Here is a 21,292-nt window from a genome sequence, read left to right as displayed (position 1 = left end):
AGATGATATATCACAGGTTGATGGTTTGATGATTTTAGTTAAATTTATACAAATAACGAACTGACTGGTATCCGTGAATAATCCTCCTGTATATAATATTGAAAATGAGCATAAACTACTACTCCAGATCGCGCAAAATGACGGAGTGGCCTTTAAGTTAGTTTTTGACCATTACTGGGACAGGATATACTCTATGGCCCTGACTTACCTGAAGTCTCCCTTATACGCAGAAGATGCCGTACAGGAGGTTTTTGTGAAGTTGTGGAATAGCCGTCTGCAGTTGACAGCGGTACGCAAATTCGACTCCTACCTCTTTATCATCGCCCGCAATGAGATTATCAGTACCCTCAGGAAAAAGATCGTACACGCTCCCTTTTATGAATATCTCAGCGATGAACTGACCGAAGAAGTACTGGCACCCGACCAGCAGCTCGATATGAAAGAGTTCCAGACATTAATAGATGAAGCAATAGAGAAATTACCAGTGCAGCAGCAGCGCGTTTATAAGATGAGCAGGCTGGAAGGATTATCTCAGGAACAAATATCCCGGGAACTGGATATCTCTATATCAACCATAAAAGGTCATATGACCAAAGCCCTGCAATCTATCAGGACCCAGTTATCCATCAATTCCAATAAACCCACCCTGCTCTGGTGGCTTATCCTGATCGCTATAAAAAAATAATCACTTTTTTTTAACCCATGACCAATACCTGGGGCAATTTTTTGCGTCTTTAGTTATATGCAGGTAGTAAAATAGCCCGGGAATTGGTTATCAGCCAGATCACTGCTCAATTTATCCGATAATATGGAATTTACGTTTAGAAGCTTACTTGAAAAATATCTGACAGATTCAATCAGCGAGTCTGAAAAAGCTATGCTTTTTGAGATGCTTCAATCTTCTGATTACGAATCTGAACTGGAACAAATAATCGATAACGGATTCCTCGAAGGAAAAATAAGCGGTCTGGCAGATCCTGACAGGGCAAAGGCATTGTTTGACAAAATTACCGAAGCCGGGCAGGTATATCGTAAACCATTCATCAGCCGGAGACTACGTTACATAACAGCCGCCGCCGCTGCAATCCTCCTGCTTATATCTGTAGCTGTCTATACATTCAGGAAAACAAACGATACATTCATCTCTGAGAAAGAAAAAACGAACGGAGAGATCCTTCCCGGTAGTGATAAAGCGATGCTGACCCTCACAGACGGATCTGTCATTATACTGGACAGCACCGGCTCCAGGGCCATAAAACAGGGTAATACCGCTATACACGAGCATTGCGGGCAATTGCAGTACCAGCAGAAGGAACAGGAAACCGTATCCGGCCTGAATACGTTAACGACCCCCCGGGGCGGACAATACAGACTCCGCCTGCCAGACGGGAGCGACATATGGCTGAACGCAGCTTCTTCTATCACCTATCCTACCGCCTTCACCGGCAACAGGCGCAAGGTGACTGTCACTGGAGAAGTGTATATGGAAATAGCAAAGAATGAGAATATGCCCTTTGAAGTATCCGTCAATGGCGTAGAGATAACGGTGTTAGGTACACGCTTTAACATAAATGCCTATAAGGATGAGCCTTCCATCACCACAACCCTGCTGGAAGGAGCCGTAAAAGTAAGTCGGGGTAATAATGACCAGCTCCTGATGCCCGGGCAACAGGAACAGCTATTACCCAATGGAAAAATTGAAATCGTAAATGATATAGATACAGCATCAGTAATTGCCTGGAAAAATGGCATGTTCTCTTTTAATGATGCGGATATACCTGCTGTAATGAGGCAGGTAAACAGATGGTATGATGCGGAAATAGTATATCAGAGTGAAGTTTCTCAACATTTTATGGGTAGTATACCCAGGACAGTGCCAATTTCGAAGTTATTAACCATGCTCGAACTAACAGGACGCCTGCATTTTAGAATTGATGGAAGAAAAATTATCGTAACCCAGTAATACAAGCACAACTATAAACATATTGTTCACCTAAATCGAAATCAATTAATGTAACAACAACAAATCTTAATCCTGCATGGGGGACATGAGGGTGTTGGTCGCATCCCAGGTTCTGTAGGTAATCTAAATCATCGTGTTCTGAAAATTCCTTAATCAACCAAATCCAAAATCTATGCCTTTCACTGTCTGGTGCCAACACAGGCTTGGTACTGTATGCTCTTTAATGATCCTATCACTTGCATTCAGCCTGTCTGCAAGTGCCGGTAAACTTCAAACCGTAACGCTCTCTTTAAAAAATGCTTCGCTACAAAAAACATTTAAAGAAATAGAGAAGCAAACAGGTTATTCCTTCCTGTATTCCAGGGAGGATATTGAAAAAACCAGGAACGTAAATCTTGAAGTCAGGAATGTAAACGTAGAAGCTGTATTGAACATCTGCTTTGAAGAACAGCCCTTTACCTATACCATTGTTGATAACGTGGTAATCATCAAAAGAAAGTTTCCCGATCCCCGCATTTCAGGTACAGTGGTGGGGCCTGATGGCGCACCCATTCCCGGTGCTAACATTCAGATTAAAGGTACTAACACAGGTACTGTTACTGATGCTTACGGACATTTTGAACTGAGTACTACCGTTGGAAAAACACTGGTAGTAAGGATAGTGGGATATGAAACACAGGATATCAAGATTGAATCCGCCACAACGCCAATCAAAGTAACAATGAAAATAAGTACTTCCCAGCTGGAAGAAGTCATCGTTACACCAGGTGGTATCAAATCAAACCGCAGGGAGTTAGGTACTTCCAACACTGTGATTAAGGCAGAAAACCTTATAGCCGGTAAAGCTGTCAATGTTGCCGGTGGATTACAGGGTAAAGTAGCCGGTTTACAGATCAATGCTACCAGCAGCGGTGTAAACCCTAACTACAGATTAATATTAAGAGGCCAACGCTCTTTAACAGGTAATAACCAGGCATTGATCGTTCTCGATAACGTGATAGTGCCTAATGCCGTTTTAGGTAACCTCAACCCTGAAGATGTGGACGAACTGGTGGTACTGAATGGCTCTGGTGCAGCTGCGCTGTATGGCTCCCAGGCATCCAACGGTGCGATCATTGTAACGACCAAAAAAGGTAAAAGAGGTCTTACACAGGTAAAAGCATCTCACACTACTACTATTGAATCAGTGGCATACTTCCCTAAGCTCCAGTATAACTACGGCGCAGGTGGTAGTGCTTATGGCTTTGATGTAAATGGTCAGCCATTATTCTCTAACCTGGAGAACCAGTCATATGGTCCTGTATTCAATGGCCAAAAAGTACCAGTGGGTGTTCCATTGGAAGATGGCAGCCAGGACTCTGCTTATTATATCGGTAACAATACACATAATAACTTCTGGGAAAAAGGGGTGACTAACCAGACTGATTTTTCCGTGTCTACAGGAGACGATAAATCAACTTTTTACCTTTCCGGTCAATATGCCGGTGTAACAGGTACAACACCTAAAGATAAATACAACCGTACCGTTCTAAGGGCCAACGGAACACATAAAACAGGCCAGTACATCAACACAACTTTCAGTATATCCTATACGCAGAACAGGTACGATATCACTCCGGTTACGGCAAGTATCTATAGCAACCTGCTGAACATGCCACAGAACGTGGATATCACAAAATATAAGAACTGGCGTACAGATAAATTCGCTAACCCGAATGGTTTCTATAATCCCTGGTACCAGAACCCTTATTTCACACTGGACAATAATCGCTCTAAACAGAGAAACGATTATTTAGTTGGTAACATAGAAGTGAAATTCTCTCCACTGGAATGGCTGGATTTCACCGCCCGTCAGGGTATCTCTGCCAGGAATTTATCTTCCAAAACCACTGTAGGCGCATTTAACTACACCACTTATGCAGAAGTAACAAGTGCATCCAAAACAGATATCTCTGCTTCCGTTGCTGACCAGAGCGGATTCACCACAGAGTTACTGACTGATGTGTTTACCCAGGCACGTAAATCATTCGGCGACTTTAACTTTAACCTGATAGTTGGCGGACAATGGCGCCAGGACCAGTCTAAATTCATAGACATTGGCGCCAGCGGTTTAACGATACCAGACCTCTATAACGTTGGTAACAGTACGTCTAATCCATCCGCTTCTGAATCGAACTATATGACCCGCCAGATGGGTGTATACGGTGATTTACGTATCGGCTACAAGAACGTTTTGTTCCTGCATGGTACCGGCCGTAAAGACTGGGTATCTATCCTTGCTGCCAACAACCGGTCTTTCTTCTATCCGTCCGTTGACCTCTCCTTTGTGGCCAGCGACGCTTTTGAAGCATTAAAAGACAGCCGTACCATCACTTATCTGAAACTGAGAGGCGGCTGGTCTAAAGTAGGCCAGGTGAACCTTGGTTCAAGCACAGATTTTGGTGCCTATTACCTGCAACAAACCTTCAGCCAGGCAAATGGTTATCCATTCAATGGTGTAGCAGGTTATACTGTTAACAATACACTGGTGGCAAGCGACCTGAAACCTGAAATCACCAAAGGATATGAAGTAGGTTTTGATCTGAATATGTTCAATAACCGTATCGTATCTACAGTAACCTGGTACAGTACTAAAACTACTAACCAGACTGTAAACACCAGCGTTTCAAATGCTACCGGCTTTTCATCTTATAGGGTAAACACCGGACAAACAAGCAGCAGCGGCCTTGAAGTAGCTCTGCATGTTACGCCGGTTAAAACCAATGACCTGGACATCACAGTAGGTGGTAACTATACACATCTCAACAACAAAGTAAATAATATCAGCGCTGATCTGCCACGCCTGTCACTGGCTACCTATGCATCAGGAACAGGTTCTTATGCAGTAGCAGGACAATCTTTCCCAGTAATCATGGGTAAAGACTACTCCCGCGATAAAGACGGACACGTGATCGTAAACCGCACTACAGGTACTCCCCTCGTAGACGACACCATCAAAGTACTGGGTAATGCAGTAGCTACAGACCGTCTTAGCCTTGACCTTGGCGCACGCTACAAGCGTTTCCGCCTGGCTGTATTATTTGAATACCGTGGTGGTTACAAAGTATATAACAACATGGGACCTGAGCTGGACTGGTCAGGTACAGGATACAGAACTGCTGCTTTCAACCGCACCCGCTTTGTATTCCCTAACTCTGTATACGAAGACCCTACCAAGCCTGGCACTTATATCAAAAACACGAACATCACAGTAGCTGATGGTAATGGTAACTCAGGCTTCTGGACAAATGATGAAAACAGGACGGTAGCATCTAACTATGTTACTTCAGGCGATTTCTGGAAATTAAGAGAGATCTCTATTTCTTACGATATCCCCTCTTCCATATTAAGCAAAACAAGGGTGATCAAAAACGCCACTATCAGTGTACAGGGACGTAATCTGTTTGTATGGCTTGCCAAATCAAACTATTATACTGATCCTGAATATAGCGATGCAGGTAACGATAGTAATGGTATCGGTCTTACCGGCCTTGGACAAACACCTCCTTCCCGCTTTTATGGTGCTACGCTGTCACTGACATTTTAAAAACTCGACAAATGAAAAAATCAATACTTATTATAGCTACGGGACTGATTGTGTTGGGCAGCTCCTGTAAGAAATATCTCGACATCAACCAAAATCCTAACACTGCAACCTCTGGTACACCAGAAACAGTATTACCACAGGCATTAGTGGCTACTGCTGCAACTATGAACAGCTACAATACCTATGGTTCCCAGTTGGTAGGTTATATGGCCAACGCAGGTGGTTATGGCGCATTTGGTGCCTTTGTTACATACGATTACAGTAACGCTACAAATTCCGGATTATGGACCAGCTCATACGATGTGTTGAACGACTTTCAATACGTAATCGCACAAACGGATAGCTTACCGGACTATGGTTACTTTAATGGCAGCGCCAGGATCATGAAAGTTTTTAATTTCCAGATGCTGATAGATGCTTATAACGATGTTCCTTACTCACAAGCATTAAAAGGAGTTGCTAACCTGACACCTTCTTATGATAAGGCTGAAGATATCTACAAGGACCTGGCTGTTCAACTGGATTCTGCGATTGCTAAAATCAACAGGACGATGAATGACGAAGAAACCAACAGCACCAGTAATGTGAAAGTGCTGAGTACTTCCGATCCTATGTTCAGTGGTGATATGACTAAATGGGTCCAGTTTGCCAATTCTATTAAACTACGCCTGATCATCCGTGGAGGAAGCAAGGTGGCATTTACCAATACTACTTTTGATGCGGCAGGTTTCCTTGCCACAGATGCTGTTGTAAATCCGGGTTATTCCAGGGATAACGGAAAACAGAACCCTGCATGGAACACCTGGGTATTCACCTATACAGGTGCTGCTGGTCTCAAATCATGGGTACCTGCCAAATTCATCCTGGATTTCTATAACGGATACAAACTGACTGACTACCGCGGCGATGCCAGCTATTATAACTTTCCAAGTACTGCTTCAAACCAGCTTGGTTATGAAAGCAGCAGTGTACCCGCCTCTCCTGCCGGTAGTGCATGGCTGTCTGGTGCCAATACAGGTGAAGCAGACAGAGGCAGCACTTCTGCCGGTAAAAGCATAGGTATCCTGAAAGGCCCAAATGCAGGAGTACCTATCATGCTGGCTGCAGAAAGTTATTTACTGCAGGCAGAAGGTGTAGTCCGCGGAACCATCACAGGTGATGCAAAATCCCTGTTTGATAATGGCGTACTGGCTTCTTACCAATACCTGTATAAGAAACCGGATGGTACTTATAACAGTAACTGGGACCCTCAGTTAGATTATGACAGCTACCTGGAAAATAACCCTACCAGTTACCTTGTGCATTTTGATCTGGCTACTTCTCAGGAAGAACAGATTGAAGCCATCATCACCCAGAAATATATCGCGCTGAATTTCATTAATGGTGCTGAATCATGGAATGAATACCGCAGAACACATTACCCTGCTATTGTAAATGGTTCTACCGACGCTAATCTGAGCTTTGCATCTACGCAATCCATCAGTACGCGTGCGGACAGGCTCCCTACCAGGATACTGTATCCGCTGACGGAATCATCTAACAATACCACCAACATGCCTAAAGGTATCAATCCGTTCTCATCCTTTATCTTCTGGGCTTTACAATAAATAATAAATGGGGAAAATCATGAAACATATAATAAAGAACACATTGCCCTTGTTAGCTGTAATGGTAGTGTTTACTTCCTGTTTAAAAGACCATCTTGCGATGGACCCTGCACAGTCTAACAATGTGGTAGAATTTGCCAACACAGGTAACAATGTATCTCCCGCAGGTGCTGTGTACCCTAGGTTTTCAAGTGACCTGGGTAGTCTTGTAAGCGGAGATTCAGCCACATTCAATGTCAACTTAAGTTATTCAGGTGCAAATTTGGCACCATCTGATATTACTGTAACACTGCAGATAGATACTGCTGCACTGGATGCCTATAATGAAGATCAGGGAACAGAATATGTACTGCCTCCGGCCAGTGTATATCACTTCACTTCTACGGCTGTCATTAAAAAAGGTACACAGTTATTTCAGGTGAAGTTACCTATCATAAATAACAGCGACTTTGACTTCAACGTCAACTATGCATTACCGATAAAGATAGCATCTGTATCGACTGGTGAAATCAGTGGAAATTATGGTACGGCTATTTACTCCTTTGCAGTGCGTAATGTGTATGATGGTGTTTATACAATGAGCGGCACAATGACAGATCAGGCTAATGCAACTATTACAGGATATTATCCGCTTGATATGAATCTGATCACCTACTCTGGTAATTCAATTGCTTTATGGGACCCAAATGTTGCCAGTAACTACGGACATCCTATCCACAGCGGTACGGGCGGTTCCTATTATGGCGCATTCAGTCCTGTGTTTGCATTTGATGCCAGTGGAAATGTAACCGTTACCAACTACTACGGAGATCTTGCCGGTGCTAATAAACGAAATGCAGTACTCGATCCTACCGGTATCAATAAGGCCACTTTTGATACAGACGGACACATGCTTTATTTCGAGGTAAAATATATCATGACACAGAATGGTTCACCAAGGACCTACTTTAATGAGAAGTTTACTTACAAAAAAGCCAGATAAATAACCACTTCTTCCCCCTCTGAATAATAAGTATGGCCCGCGTAATGCGGGCTGTACTTTTTTTTATACTCACAAAAAAATTCCCATCCACCAGCAGGTGAATGGGAAAATGACCGCCGATGTTGGTCGCATCTCCGGCCGTTTGGGTAATACTAAATCATCGTGTTCTGATATTCATTAATCACCCGAACCAAAAGTATGAATTTCCAGAAGATGAAAAAACCGTTGCTATAGCTAGATAAAATGCGACCGCCAACTGCACTAATTATCAATTAATTATCATTGTACCTGCAACAGCATAGCATCCAGCATCTGATCCGTAAATTTTCCTCCTCCCATTGATACCAGTTTACTTACCGGCATCTCATTCAATATAGCCATCATCATTGTCTGCATTTTCTTCTTTGCGTCTTCCTGGGCAGGTGTCAGTTTCTCTGTACTGTTGCCACCACCGAACATACTGCCCATGCTTTCCATCAGTTTAGCATATACTGCTTTTCCTTTGGGATGTTGTGCAAATTCCTTCAGCAGGGAATTGCGTGTTAAAGGAGGATACAGCATGTTGGTAGCGGTGATATCCAGCGACTGATGCAACGGCAGATCAGCAGAAGAGCCACCGGCCAGGATATTGTATTTCCCATTGCTGGTTTGCCAGTTATGTACCTTTTCACTGTAATACGCAAAATCACGGTAGTTTAATTCAAAGGTGACAGTCGTTTCTTCTCCGGGTTGCAGTGATACTTTGGCAAAATGTTTCAGCTCTTTTTCCGGCCGTATGATCGTTTTATTCTCATCCTGTACATACAGTTGCACTACTTCCTTTCCTGCTACCTTACCAGTGTTTTTTACCTTCACACTTACTTTCACATGATCTGTATCACTGGCTGCACCTTTACTGATCTCCATACCTGTATAGGCAAAAGTGGTGTAACTCAGTCCAAAGCCAAAAGGAAACAGTGGCGCTACTTTCTTTTTATCATAGTAACGATAGCCTATGAAGATCCCTTCTCCGTAGATGGTAGTTCCATCTCTGCCGGGGAAGTTCAGGTAAGAAGGTGTGTCTTCCAGTTTCACGGCAAAAGATTCTGATAATTTTCCGGAAGGATTTACTTTTCCGGTAAGGATATCTGCCAATGCCTCTCCACCTGCCTGTCCGCCCAGCCAGCATTCTATAATCCCCTTTACTTTATTGGCCCATGGCATAGCTACCGCTGATCCATTCATCAGCACAACTACTACATTTGGCTGCACTTTAACAACGGCCTCAATGAGTGTATTAAAAGCTTCCGGCATATCCATATTACTGCGATCGAAGCCTTCGCTTTCATAGCTATCAGGCAACCCAACCACAACTACCGCTATTTGGCTGTTTTTAGCCTGTTCCTGCGCCTCTGCTATCAGTTTGGCATCGGTAGTGGCATCAGCGGTATATCCCGGCGCAAAACTAACCGTAGCCGTTTTACTCAATGCGTCATAAACATTCGCAATGCGTGTAGGGTTTACCTGTGAGCTACCTGCTCCCTGATAACGGGGTGTTTTGGCAAAGTTTCCTATCAATGCTATCTTTTTTGATTTATCCAGTGGCAGGATACTGCTGTTGTTTTTGAGTAGTACTGCACATTCGCTGCTTACTTTCCTGGCCAGTTCATGATGTTTGTCTTTATCATAAGTAGCTCCTTCTTTATGCAGGTCATGTGTTTTCAGTAATTCTGTTACTATCTGTGTTACTACTTCATCCAGTCTTTCTTTGCTTATCTGTCCATTGTTCACTGCCTCTACGATCTTTTTGTCATTCAGTCCGCCGTTACCTGGCATTTCCAGATCCAGTCCTGCATTAATACCCGCTACGCGGTTACTTACTGCCCCCCAGTCGCTCACCACAAATCCCTTGAAACCCCATTGTTTCCTCAGGATACTATCCAGCAGCAGGCTGTTTTCAGAAGCATAGGTCCCGTTTAACTTATTGTAGGAACACATCACTGTCCAGGGTTGTGCTTCTTTCACTGCTATTTCAAACGCCGGCAGATAGATCTCATGTAATGTTCTTTCGTCCAGGACAGAGTTGTTACTCAGGCGTTCAAACTCCTGGTTGTTGGCGGCGAAATGTTTCAAAGAAGCACCCACGCCCTGGCTTTGCACGCCATTGATCAGCGCTGCTGCCATCTTGCCTGCCAGTATAGGATCTTCGGAGAAATATTCAAAGTTCCTGCCCCCCAGCGGAGAACGTTTCATATTAACACCCGGTCCTAACAGGAATTGTACATTATTCGCCTGGCACTCTTCTCCCAGGGCGATGCCCATTTCATTCAGCAGTGCCGGGTTCCAGGAAGAAGCAAGTCCGGCCGCTGTAGGAAAACAGGTAGCGGGAACGCTGTTCGTAAAATCCGTGCCTACTGCTTTACGCAGGCCATGCGGCCCGTCTGTCATAAAAACGGAAGGGATCTCCAGCCGTTCTATTGGCTTGGTACTCCAGAAATCCCTGCCGGAGCATAAGGATGCTTTTTCTTCCAGTGTCATTTTTGCGACCAGCTCTTTTGCTTTCGTCTCATAACCGGTTTGACTGAAAGCTGCTTGGGCCAACGTGATCATGATAATTATCAGACCTTGTGTTTTCATCTTTAATGGGTTTTAGAATTCATAAGAAACCGAAGCCCAGAAGCTGCGTGGAAGGATTGTTCTGCCTGCCATCACAGTACCTTTGGTTACGGTAGAGAAATTACGGAACTGGTCACCTCTTACATCACCTTCCGTCAGTACTTTCGAGTTTAACAGGTTATCTACCCAACCTTTTAACGCGATCTTCTTTGTGATATCATATCCTATTCCACCACGCATTACTACATAGGCAGGCAGTTTATAACTATCAGAAGGAGAAGTAAACCTGCTGCCGATGTAATTAGCAGAGAGGTTGATGTTAAAACGTTTCAGGTCGTAGGTAGCAGAAAGCTCCGTGTTCAGCACGGGTACTCTTTCTGTTCTCTTTCCTGTGAAACTGTAGGTAGTGTCGCCCATCTCTGCCAATACGGAAGGATTGGTCTTGGTGGAAGCGTTATAGTCAGTGTATTTTGAGTCTTGTAAAGTACCTGTTAATCTGAGCCCCAGTTGTTTAACCGGGCGGTAAGACAATTCAAATTCCGCGCTATACGTACGGGTAGAACCGAATGCAAGAATGTTCTGCAGACCTGCTGTAGTAGTAGGTACTGCGATGGTGAGGGATACGTTTTTGATAGCAGAGTAACTGGCAGATGCAAAGAGGGATACACTACCCTGTGCATATTTCACGCCCAGCTCTCCCAGGTAAACAGGTCTTTTCTTGATCGTTGTCGGATCGAAAGTAGTAGCGTTATAATCAGTAATATTAGGACTGTTATATGCTTTTGTAGCACGGCCAAACATGGCTATGGCCTCATTGATTTTATAGTTCAGACCTACTGAAGCAGCCCAGTTAGTATTGTTCTCTGTATAATCAGTATATCCTGCGATAGTGGTAGTAGCCGCTACAGAGGGATCTCCACTGCCATCAGCCTTCACGCCGTAATAAGGTCTTTTACCTGTAATATGATCGTTATCTGCCCTGAAACCTACATCCAAACGCCATTTTTCATTTAATGTAATTTCATCACTCACATAAGCGGACAGTGTGCGGGTATTACCTATCACTGTAGTGGTAGACAAAGGTATCATACCATTGCCGGTAGCGCTGCCAGCCAGTAAACGGCGGGGATGTTCCTTTAATTCCTGGAAGAACAGGAATGTGTTATTCGGACTATTATTCACATTATACTGGTAGATCCCTGTACCCAGTGTCAGCTGGTGATTGTTTATCTTTTTTCTGAAATCAAGATAATCTATGATTTGTTTATCCTGATTGTTCTGCGCCAATGCTACTGCTGTAACGATGTTCTCTCCTGTTTTAAATGCAGCAGCAGTACCATCGGTATAGTAATAGTTGCCGGACGAATAAGCGCTGGCACCGATAGGAATGCCTACTGTGTAGTTGGTTTTGGCAGTCTGGTAGCGGAAGTTGTTATTGATCTGCCAGCCATTGTCTGTCATGTAATTAAACTGGAAACCACCATATCCCAGTTTGGTATGGATACCATCTGAGAGATCGTAGTTATGTGTTTTACCGGAAGGATCGGTATAACTCCATTTGGTATCTATGGTAGCGAGCGACTGGCTAAAAAGGTCATACCCATCCACAGCGCGGGGTTTACCGGAACCGTCGTAGGAGTAATAACCGGGCAGCATCCACTGTACTTTATCGTTCAGGTATTTGCCGTATACTCTTACAAAGCCTTTCTTGTTTTTGAAACCGAAGGTCATATTTCCTTTGATTTGTCCGCCCTGATTAGCTGTGTATCCAGGAGACACAATACCTTTGTCTGTTCTGAAAAATCCGCCTACATTATACTTCACGTTTTCGCTGATTCTTCCACCTACATTAGCATCCGCTCTGTATAAATCCTGTGATAAACCACTGGTGAGTTTCACTTTTCCATAGGCATGATCTGCACCGGTATAGCTCAGGTTATTCACTACTGCGCCTGGCGTATTCGCCATCAGGATAGCCGCATTACCGCCCCTGATTGCTTCTACGTTTTTCACAGTAAGGTCTGTTTTGTAGTACTGATCAGCTGAAGGAACGGAGTTATAACCGGTAGGTATTACGGGCAGTCCGTCTTCCATGATCCCCAGGAAGATATATCCGCCCTGTTGCGGGAAGCCTCTCACCCATACATTACCGGGGCCATCACCACCGGTGCTTTCTACTGTGAGTCCGGGTATAGCCTTCAGCAGGTCTGTGCTGTTGAGTGGCGCCCGGGCCTCAATATCTTTATTGCTCACTGTTGTTATCGCCACGCTGGACTCTATCTTCTTTTTAGGGTTACCACCGGTAACCACTACGCCCTGCAATTGCAGGACGTCTTCTGTTAATTCCACATTGATGTTTAAGGGTACATCTCCCACTACTACCGGCAGTTCTTTAGAGATATAGCCAATATAAGAAGCGGCCAGCGTATAGTTGCCTGGCGCTACTCTTTTTAGCTCAAACCGGCCTTCTGCATCCGTTAATGCAGAAGATCCGGTATTTCTGAGCTGGATGGTAACACCCGGCAGCAACTCCCCCTTATTGCTCTTTACTGTACCGGAGATACTCACCTCTCTATCCAGTTGCACATTATCGGTGTTATACAGCAACAGCTGATCATTCACTACTTTATAACCTATATGTAGCGGAAGGAAGATCTGTTGGAGGAACGTACCCAGTTTCTGGTCCTTCACAGACAGGCTGATGGTACGTTCCGATTGAATAGCTGTAGCGCTGAAGATAAAACGGATGCCCGTTTGCCCCTGTATATCAGCAATGATTTTCTTTAGCTCTTTCTTCTCAGCGTTGATGGAAATAGTTTTATCCAGCATCCCCTGTGCGGTGGCATGTACGGAAGAGATAAAAAGAATGGCGAACGCGAGTTGCACGGCAGTTACTTTCATTGCAATCAGCATTAAAGCAACAAGTTGCTTTTTTTTCATATTTTTACGTGGATTTAATCGTTAATAATGCGTTGGCGGTGAAATCTTTCCTGTATGGGAATGAAGACCGGTAATGTTGCAACCATTGCCGGTTTTTTTATACAGGGAGTAACGGGGCTTACCCCGACAGCAGTGTGGTGTTCATAACGTGTTGTTTGTATCAGTGAAATTTATATAATATCTATCTCTTTAGAAACATCCTTTACCTCTCAATAATATCTTAGTCCCTTTTATCTCATATTTTGCTCCAACAGCCTGGCAAATCACGTCCAGTTTGGCATATAAATCATCCTGTGTAAGACCACCCGTAAAAGGGCAGTTATATAAATGTTCGTTCTCTACAACAATCTCTACCCCATAATAGCTTTCCAGTGATTGCATTACCACACGCAGCGATTCATCATTAAAGATCAGAGACGTGCTATCACTCTTTTGTATTACAGGCTGAGGGGATTCTACCAGTGTAGTTTCAAAACTGCTCTCCGACTGCCGGTATATCACTTTCTGATTGGGCGTCAGGATGACGCCGGTGCTGGCATTAGGCTTTATAATTTTATCTTCATATACTTCTACACGGCCACTTCTCACGGATACTTCCACTTCATCGTTCAATGCAGGTGAGATCATAAAACTGGTACCCAATACATGTGTCACCAGTTTTTTGCTGTATACAAAAAATGGCCGGTTAGCATCTTTCCCCACATCAAAAAATGCTTTTCCTTTGAGATATACTTCTCTTTTAGTACCGGCAAAATGTAAAGGATATTTCATAGATGCACCGGGAAACAGTGTAATCACTGTTCCGTCTTCCATCTTCAAAGTACAACTGGCAGCTGTTTTATTGATGGCTTCTTTGTAGTTACCGTCGCCGGCATTCACATAACGTTGGTCAGCGTCCCGGCTGGTAAAGAAAAATGCCGCACCTATTAATACAGCGGCAACTGCTGCTGCCCAGCGGTAAACAGGCCTCATTTTACGAACTGGCTTACGGGTATCTTCCTGGATCTTCTCCCATAACCTTTCTTCAGTCTCCTGCCATTCTTCTTCCTGCATGGAAGACAGCTCAGTATCATCTCCTATCAGCTCATACCAATGGTCTACCAGCTCCATTTCTTCCGGAGTACATCTGTTCTCCGCATATTTTTTCAGGAAAAGGTGAAATTCATTACGATCCATGGAAGAAAGGTTATATAGAGGTAGTCAGTCCAGGGAAGAAAACCCCTAAAAAGAAAATAAAGTTTTATTTCAGGAGGGTAATAATGGCCGGGACACTGATGATCATAAAGTCTTTCAGACTTATACGCATTAATTTCAGGGATTGGGTAATATGATATTCTACTGCTTTTTCAGTAAGATTCATATGATGGGCTATTTCCTTTACGGAATATTTCTCAAACCGGCTCAGGGTAAAGACTTCTCTTGTTTTTGGGGGTAATTTGGCCAGGGCCTGCTGGATAGCATGATGCAGGTCATTAATCAGGATAGTAGCTTCTGTAGATTCATCTGAGGTAATACCTGGCAGGTTCTTCTGACTGGCTTGCCTTACCAGCATGGCATCCACGTAATTTATCACCTTATATTTTACTGCAGTAAAAAGGTAGTGTTCCAGCTTTTCTATCTGCAAAGCGGCTCTTTTTTCCCACAGACTGACAAATATATTCTGCACAATCTCTTCTGCTGCTTCTTTATTCTTTAACTTGTAACAAGCCATGGCGAACAGTCTTTTCCAATACCGTTCATATAATGTGCGGAATGCATTTTCATCACCGGCCTTTAGAAGCCGTAACAGGAGATCGTCAGTCAGCAGATCCAAACTCATACGTGGGAATATATACCTAAGGTAATGTTTTTCAGGAAAAATAATAGAAGATAATAAGTGTACCCTGTACGTCTTATCCTTGATAAGGCAGTGACAAGCATCTGATCGGCTTCTGAACAGGATTATCCTCCGTTTATCCTCCGTTAAAAGACGGAGGATAAACGGAGGATAATCCTGTTCAATTCCTGTTTTGTTCCTGTTCAAGTGCTTTTCAGAATTTGTTCAGGTACTTATAACAAGAACCTGAAAGGCTTCAGATGCCTGATCTCCCCTATCTCCTTTTCCAGTTGTTCCTGGTTAATAGCAGTTACATTCACCAATGAATAAGGATGTCCCCCCCTAAAAACGTCCCATCTCCACTTCACCTGGCTTGTAGTACTTTGCTGCCCGTTCTCATACCACCAGGCAGTATATAATTTATCATTGCCCTGTTGCAAAAGGGCAGTATACACCATTGTCCCATCCACCCATCTTTCCTCCACCTGTTGAAACTCATACCCACTTCCTTTCCAGCATATCATAGGATGATGCTCTGTATAATAACATCCCGGAATATGTTTAATATAAACTAATGAATGGCTGTTTTCAAGTTTAATCACATTACCTGGTAAAGAGAAAGTATTATACCCCGCCACCTGTGGAATACCTGTGGCCACCTGGCTATCAATTCCAGTACGTTTCATTCCAATTAAAAGACATACCGCCAATACAACATGACGTACTAACATCCCGCTGGCAGAACGGATATAATAAGTCCCTCTCAGATTCTTATTTACTATACCATAACGTTGAACACTCCATTTACTCATTATCATGACCGGTAAAATCACATACACTACCAGACAAATAATCCCTATTATCTCATGCGTAAAAGTATCCGGGGGAACACGAAAATTCACCAGGCAAATAATACGAAAAAGGTTAGCGATGATATTCAATAAGATGATCAAAGATAATATACTGATCACCTGCCATCCCTTTAACGTCTTCCCGAATTTTTTCTGATAAAATCCCAGCAGGATCATTCCACATAATAAAGAGGTGATGATCATCTGTAAACCCATACAGGCAGGATCTACAGAGAACTCATTAATCATATTTCCCTGTACTTTCACAGGCGTACCTGTAAAACTTAATAACGTTCCGGCACATCTGGTCAGTTGCAGACGTATAGGAAAGCTAAACAGGTCTGCAACCGCATCTGCCCATGAAGACATGCTTATCAGTACCAGCTGCGGTAACAGGTTAATACGTCCATAAAATATCTCTGTAAAGAACAACCCGGCAGCAGCAATAGACAAATACAAAAACGTCTTTGCCGGTATCAGCATGAACAATGCAAAAAGCAACAGCGATGCCCAAAAGAAGCGCTGACTACCTTTAGCATTCCTGTTAAAAGAAGCTGTCACCGGCAAAGCAATCATTCCCAGTATACAACCGATAGAAGACCAGTGGATATAATTGTTTAATCCTACTATCATTACTACCGCATAAATACCAACTATCAGCAAAGGCCATAACCGGAGCATTCTCATATACCTACTTTTTAAATTTCACATACACCAATACCAGTAATGTAACAATGATCAGCGCCCATTCATGAGGTTCAGGTACCGATCCTTTAGATTGCAGGGAAGCATTCTTCAGACTATCCTCACTGTCTTTAATATTGAACCGGTCATAATCTTCTTTCCTTTCCAGTACTACCAGGCTGGAGAAAGGTGTAACAATATAGGCTGCTTTAGCTTCTTCTACCAGTGAGTCCCCATCAGGAAGATCATATAATATCTGAGAACCTGTCTGCTGCATGATATGATTGTAAGCAAATAAGCGCTGCAGATGGTCCGGAGCTGTAGGTACGCAGGTGCCTTCTGCCCTGGAGATAGTAATACCTGCCGGTTCTACAACTACACGTTGTTCATTCTCTATATCGGCAGGGAATTGATGATGATCTGCCAGTTCTTTTAATTGTGCTGCATCTCCCTGTTCATAGCGGAATGCCCGGAATTCTTTTAGAGAACGCATATAGGGAGATAGTTCCCCGCCGAGGTTATAGAGCATTATTTTCTGATGCTGAGATAAAAATCCTTTCATCTTGTTTACAAACTCTCCTTCCAGATCTGTGATATTAGGAGAGGCATCTGTTCCTTTGGTAATTAACAATGCTGTTGATACATCTTTAATCATATAAAGCGGGAACAGGGAAAAATGATTATCATGCAACATTGAAAACAACGTTGATTTATTTTTATCAGTTAATGTTATCAACTGCCCATCATTATATACCCATTTCTGTTCCTTTTTAAATAAGGTGCAGGCGTTTTCAAATTCCTGTTCTGTCCAGGCATTATTTATATCCAGATAAACATCCCGGATATTGGTGGTAGTTAACTCTTTCTTATAAGAGTTGATACTATATATTTTTCCGTTAGCTCCAAAAATATTTGGCGTAATACCTTCATCTTTAAAAGCCATTTGCCAGTCGGGCGTATATCCCCCATGTCTTTCCAGTTTTTGTTTATCTGTTTCGAATAGCCCCGGAGTATACAAATCTACCGGTGCTGTTTCAAAGTTGATCGCTATATCTTCCCGGGTATAACGTGTAGCAGGGCCATCAAAATAAATATTCTTATACACCAGCTGATTTCCTTCTTTTGTAAGCGGGGCGGTGATCCCTATTTTAAACTGCCTGCTTTTACCCTGATCTACGGGGAATACGCGTATAGTCACCCTGTTCCCTTCCTGCCAGTGAACAACAGACGGGTCCCTGCTTTCATATCCTACTATCCTTTTATATGCACTATCTGCTTTGGCCTTAGTCGTTAATATCCCCTTCTCTTCTTTATTATTAATCCACAGTGAGAGAGAACTTACAACGGCACCTTCCGGCAGATGAAAAGTGTAGAGAGCTTCTTCCTGTGAGCGCCATGTATTAGTGCCTTCATTCGCAACGGTGACTGTCTTCTCCGTATAGGCCATGTGTAACCGTGGCCATATCTGTGCAGCTGTATTCACATGAGATGTATACAAATCATCTCCGGACCACAAACGTTCTTCCGCCTGATGACGGGAGTCATACATGGCTTTCAGTACTTTGATCCGCTCTTCTTCATCCAGGTTTGACTTACCGCATAAAAAAACAGCTGTCACCACCAATGGATCATGTTCTTTTTGCTGATCGAATGATATGGAAGGAGTGCGCCACCAGATATCATCTCCCCATTCAGAAGGAGTGGTATACACTAATTCCGATTTAAGAATTCTTTGTGCTATAAAATGATGCGGGGCCTGTTGTGCTACGGTTACCCAGGCTGGCAGTCCGGTTTTAGATGCTTTGTACGTAAGGGTGTTCATTGTACTTACAGCGTATAACCATACTGCACAATAAACTATCAGTATAAGCATGGCGGTACCAATTCCCCACCAGAAGCTGATCAGGAAACGACGGTTTTTTCTTGCCAGGGCAATAATATAGATAACAAACAACAGTGCTACAAAAGCATGCAGGGAGATCCCCAATACAAAAAACAGGAGGACGCCGAAGGCATACATAGGTAGCAGGTAACAGGACAGGTAAACGAAACAGCACAGGGAGATGGCTAACAGGAAGCTTTGCAGATGCCGCCCCCATGGTGGTAACATTCCTATGTACGGAAATGCCAGGCAATTAATACAGCTGACGATTAACAAAACAGAGAACCAGTTGGTGGACGATTCAAAAACGTTCATTACCCTGTTTAATGCGTATGCACTGATGAGTAATAACACCATGAATATTCCTCTTGCTCCCCGTCCTTTATTCCTTTTCAGACGGCCTCCTCCCATCAGTGCGCAGAAGTAGGATATGGTGAGGATAAAGTTACCGAAGAACCAGCCTGGTAGCTTATCCTTATCTACTTTGATACATTCTGGGATACAAAAAATAACCAGTGACAGGGCTAACATTATTAGTCCGTATTTGTATACAGTATCTTTAAGCTGGGCTTTGATAATTCTCATAATATAGGGCATTAAAGTACTTTGCATTACAAAGTATATAACTATAAAAAAATTGGCAGTAGCCAATTGATGCGTTTCACTTTGAGATACAAAGTAAGTGAAAGTATTTTAATCGTGCAAATAATTTTATTATATTTGATCACTTTTTGTTAAGCCTGTCAGAATTTTCCCCTCTTCTATCGTTTTATAATTGTCAATTTCCAGATATGGTAATGGAGGGTAGTCATGCGAATCAGTATGATAAGATTTTTAAGGAGAATATGGAATATGCGTTACCGGGTATTATTAAGAATATTCTGGGGCTTACTATTGTTCAGGCAGAAGAGATTTCCCATAATCTTCAGCATACAATAGAGAGAAAACCGGATGTGCTTAAAAAGGTAACGGATCAGAATAATCGTACTTACATCTTACATGTAGAGTTGCAATCTCAGAATGAAAAAGATATGGTCTACCGTATGGTGGAATACCGTGTGATGCTTCAGCGTAAACACCGGTTACCGGTAAAACAGTATGTGTTGTTTGTAGGTAAGGGTAAGCTTACAATGCTTTCCAGCATTGACGAAGAGGATTTTAAGTTCAGGTATAATATCGTCTCTCCCCAACAGATAGATTATAAAATATTCTTAAAATCGAAGTGGCCGGAAGAAAAAATACTGGCTATTCTTGCTGATTTCGGAGAAGATGATCCTAAAAAAGTAATAGAAGCTATCATGGATGGGGTGAAGGTTACAGCAGAAGTAGAAGAGACAGAAAATAAATACTTAACTCAGTTGCGTGTTTTATTACAATTACGTAATTTAGATGTAAAATATGCAGACATGATATCAGTAGCAAGTTTTTTCAAAGAAGAAAAAGATTTCCTTTATATCAGAGGAAAGGAAATAGGTGAAGCCAAAGGTGAAAAGCAGGGAGTAAAGAAAGGCGTAAAAAAAGGAGAAAAGAAAGGTGTAAAGAAAAATAAAAAGGAAACTGCCTTAAAAATGAAGGAAAGAGGACTTGAGTTAAGTCTGATTTCAGATATTACGGAACTACCTATTAAAGCAATAGAAAAGCTTTAAACTACTATATCAGTTGCTTTCTCCTAAAGCATTTGATAATTACAGCCCTATACAGCTGGTGTTTGTTGCCTTCATTCTTTTCCCCTTCTTCTCTCTTTTTATAATGGCTTGAGATAGGATTTGATACCCAATTTAAGGAACTGCATATATTAATTCTGGTAAATAATTATATAAGAGGATCTCTGTAGGGGGCAGAAGAAGTTATCATCCGTATGAAAGAAAAAGGACTTGAACCACAACTCATTTCTGATATTACCAAGATGACAATTGAAGAAATAGAAGCGGTTAAAGACTACTTACACCTCTAAACAAAAAACACCAGCCGCTCTCAAGCGGCTTTTTTATATCTCTTTCCTCCTCCTTGCAACAATTCCCCCTTTAATTGTTTAAATTCACTAAAAATACCCTGCTGGTATAATATTTGGTCCATGTTATAACTTATTAAACTACAACAAAAATGAAAGCAATCTGGCATCATGAAGTAATAGCGGAAAGCGATAAAACAGTTGTGGTCGAGAATAATCATTACTTTCCACAAGAAGCAGTAAACATGTCTCTGCTAAGTCCTTCCAGCACCCATACTCATTGCCCATGGAAAGGAGAAGCATCTTATTACAATGTTACAATAGACGGTAAAGTGAACAAAGACGCTGCCTGGTACTACCCGGACCCTAAAGCAGCAGCAGCCGAAATAAAAGACCGCATCGCTTTCTGGAAAGGTGTAGAAGTAACCAAATAAA

Annotated in this window: 13 protein-coding genes; 7 read left to right on the top strand and 6 right to left on the bottom strand. The window is 42.7% G+C overall.

Going from position 1 to position 21,292, the window contains the following annotated elements; genetic code table 11:
* Window positions 1–73 precede the first annotated feature (73 nt).
* From BMW86_RS27380 to BMW86_RS27360, 5 genes are all read left to right on the top strand, one after another.
* Window positions 74–685 carry an RNA polymerase sigma factor gene (locus BMW86_RS27380; RefSeq protein WP_089786211.1) on the top strand — a complete coding sequence of 204 codons (612 nt, stop codon included), beginning with the start codon at window positions 74–76 and terminating at the stop codon, window positions 683–685.
* A gap of 123 nt (window positions 686–808) precedes the next feature.
* Window positions 809–1,963 (top strand): FecR family protein, encoded by a 1,155-nt coding sequence (locus BMW86_RS27375; protein WP_089786209.1) that lies wholly within the window; start codon window positions 809–811, stop codon window positions 1,961–1,963.
* A 172-nt stretch (window positions 1,964–2,135) separates the two neighbouring features.
* Window positions 2,136–5,549: a SusC/RagA family TonB-linked outer membrane protein gene (locus BMW86_RS27370; RefSeq protein WP_177189418.1), complete on the top strand. Its 3,414-nt coding sequence runs from the start codon at window positions 2,136–2,138 to the stop codon at window positions 5,547–5,549.
* Between the two features lie 11 nt (window positions 5,550–5,560).
* Entirely contained in the window at window positions 5,561–7,156 is a 1,596-nt protein-coding gene (locus BMW86_RS27365) for a SusD/RagB family nutrient-binding outer membrane lipoprotein (protein ID WP_089786206.1), read from the top strand.
* A gap of 19 nt (window positions 7,157–7,175) precedes the next feature.
* Window positions 7,176–8,138 (top strand): DUF1735 domain-containing protein, encoded by a 963-nt coding sequence (locus tag BMW86_RS27360; RefSeq protein ID WP_177189417.1) that lies wholly within the window; start codon window positions 7,176–7,178, stop codon window positions 8,136–8,138.
* A 279-nt stretch (window positions 8,139–8,417) separates the two neighbouring features.
* Here the strand turns inward: BMW86_RS27360 and BMW86_RS27355 are convergent, their stop codons facing one another.
* The 6 genes from BMW86_RS27355 to BMW86_RS27330 form a co-directional block, all read right to left on the bottom strand.
* Entirely contained in the window at window positions 8,418–10,754 is a 2,337-nt protein-coding gene (locus BMW86_RS27355) for a glycoside hydrolase family 3 C-terminal domain-containing protein (RefSeq protein ID WP_218149241.1), read from the bottom strand.
* 12 nt (window positions 10,755–10,766) lie between these two features.
* Window positions 10,767–13,673 (bottom strand): TonB-dependent receptor, encoded by a 2,907-nt coding sequence (locus BMW86_RS27350; protein ID WP_089786201.1) that lies wholly within the window; start codon window positions 13,671–13,673, stop codon window positions 10,767–10,769.
* Window positions 13,674–13,862: 189 nt separating this feature from the next.
* On the bottom strand, window positions 13,863–14,849 hold the full coding sequence (locus BMW86_RS27345; protein ID WP_089786199.1) for a FecR family protein: 987 nt from the start codon (window positions 14,847–14,849) through the stop codon (window positions 13,863–13,865).
* Between the two features lie 64 nt (window positions 14,850–14,913).
* Window positions 14,914–15,492: an RNA polymerase sigma-70 factor gene (locus tag BMW86_RS27340; protein ID WP_143056710.1), complete on the bottom strand. Its 579-nt coding sequence runs from the start codon at window positions 15,490–15,492 to the stop codon at window positions 14,914–14,916.
* 230 nt (window positions 15,493–15,722) lie between these two features.
* Window positions 15,723–17,027, bottom strand: a complete 1,305-nt coding sequence (xrtN, locus tag BMW86_RS27335) for an exosortase N (protein ID WP_089786194.1) — start codon at window positions 17,025–17,027, stop codon at window positions 15,723–15,725.
* Window positions 17,028–17,031: 4 nt separating this feature from the next.
* Window positions 17,032–19,491, bottom strand: a complete 2,460-nt coding sequence (locus tag BMW86_RS27330) for an XrtN system VIT domain-containing protein (protein ID WP_177189416.1) — start codon at window positions 19,489–19,491, stop codon at window positions 17,032–17,034.
* A 206-nt stretch (window positions 19,492–19,697) separates the two neighbouring features.
* Between BMW86_RS27330 and BMW86_RS27325 the strand changes: the two genes are divergently transcribed.
* On the top strand, window positions 19,698–20,552 hold the full coding sequence (locus BMW86_RS27325; protein WP_089786189.1) for an RpnC/YadD family protein: 855 nt from the start codon (window positions 19,698–19,700) through the stop codon (window positions 20,550–20,552).
* Window positions 20,553–21,009: 457 nt separating this feature from the next.
* Window positions 21,010–21,291, top strand: coding sequence for a DUF427 domain-containing protein (locus tag BMW86_RS27320; RefSeq protein ID WP_089786186.1), 282 nt, complete (start codon window positions 21,010–21,012; stop codon window positions 21,289–21,291).
* Window position 21,292: the final 1 nt, after the last annotated feature.

Source organism: Chitinophaga sp. YR573, from assembly GCF_900110995.1.
Taxonomy (GTDB): Bacteria; Bacteroidota; Bacteroidia; order Chitinophagales; family Chitinophagaceae; genus Chitinophaga.
The sequence above is the reverse complement of the archived record's forward strand: the minus strand, read 5'-3'. Positions and strand labels throughout refer to the sequence as shown.

Excerpts from the sequence above, each read along its gene's own strand:
- BMW86_RS27375 (WP_089786209.1), top strand. The coding sequence starts at position 809 with ATGGAATTTACGTTTAGAAGCTTACTTGAAAAATATCTGACAGATTCA.
- BMW86_RS27370 (WP_177189418.1), top strand. The coding sequence starts at position 2,136 with ATGCCTTTCACTGTCTGGTGCCAACACAGGCTTGGTACTGTATGCTCT.
- BMW86_RS27365 (WP_089786206.1), top strand. The coding sequence starts at position 5,561 with ATGAAAAAATCAATACTTATTATAGCTACGGGACTGATTGTGTTGGGC.
- BMW86_RS27360 (WP_177189417.1), top strand. The coding sequence starts at position 7,176 with ATGAAACATATAATAAAGAACACATTGCCCTTGTTAGCTGTAATGGTA.
- BMW86_RS27355 (WP_218149241.1), bottom strand. The coding sequence starts at position 10,754 with ATGAAAACACAAGGTCTGATAATTATCATGATCACGTTGGCCCAAGCA.
- BMW86_RS27350 (WP_089786201.1), bottom strand. The coding sequence starts at position 13,673 with ATGAAAAAAAAGCAACTTGTTGCTTTAATGCTGATTGCAATGAAAGTA.
- BMW86_RS27345 (WP_089786199.1), bottom strand. The coding sequence starts at position 14,849 with ATGGATCGTAATGAATTTCACCTTTTCCTGAAAAAATATGCGGAGAAC.
- BMW86_RS27340 (WP_143056710.1), bottom strand. The coding sequence starts at position 15,492 with ATGAGTTTGGATCTGCTGACTGACGATCTCCTGTTACGGCTTCTAAAG.
- xrtN (WP_089786194.1), bottom strand. The coding sequence starts at position 17,027 with ATGAGAATGCTCCGGTTATGGCCTTTGCTGATAGTTGGTATTTATGCG.
- BMW86_RS27330 (WP_177189416.1), bottom strand. The coding sequence starts at position 19,491 with ATGAGAATTATCAAAGCCCAGCTTAAAGATACTGTATACAAATACGGA.
- BMW86_RS27325 (WP_089786189.1), top strand. The coding sequence starts at position 19,698 with ATGGTAATGGAGGGTAGTCATGCGAATCAGTATGATAAGATTTTTAAG.
- BMW86_RS27320 (WP_089786186.1), top strand. The coding sequence starts at position 21,010 with ATGAAAGCAATCTGGCATCATGAAGTAATAGCGGAAAGCGATAAAACA.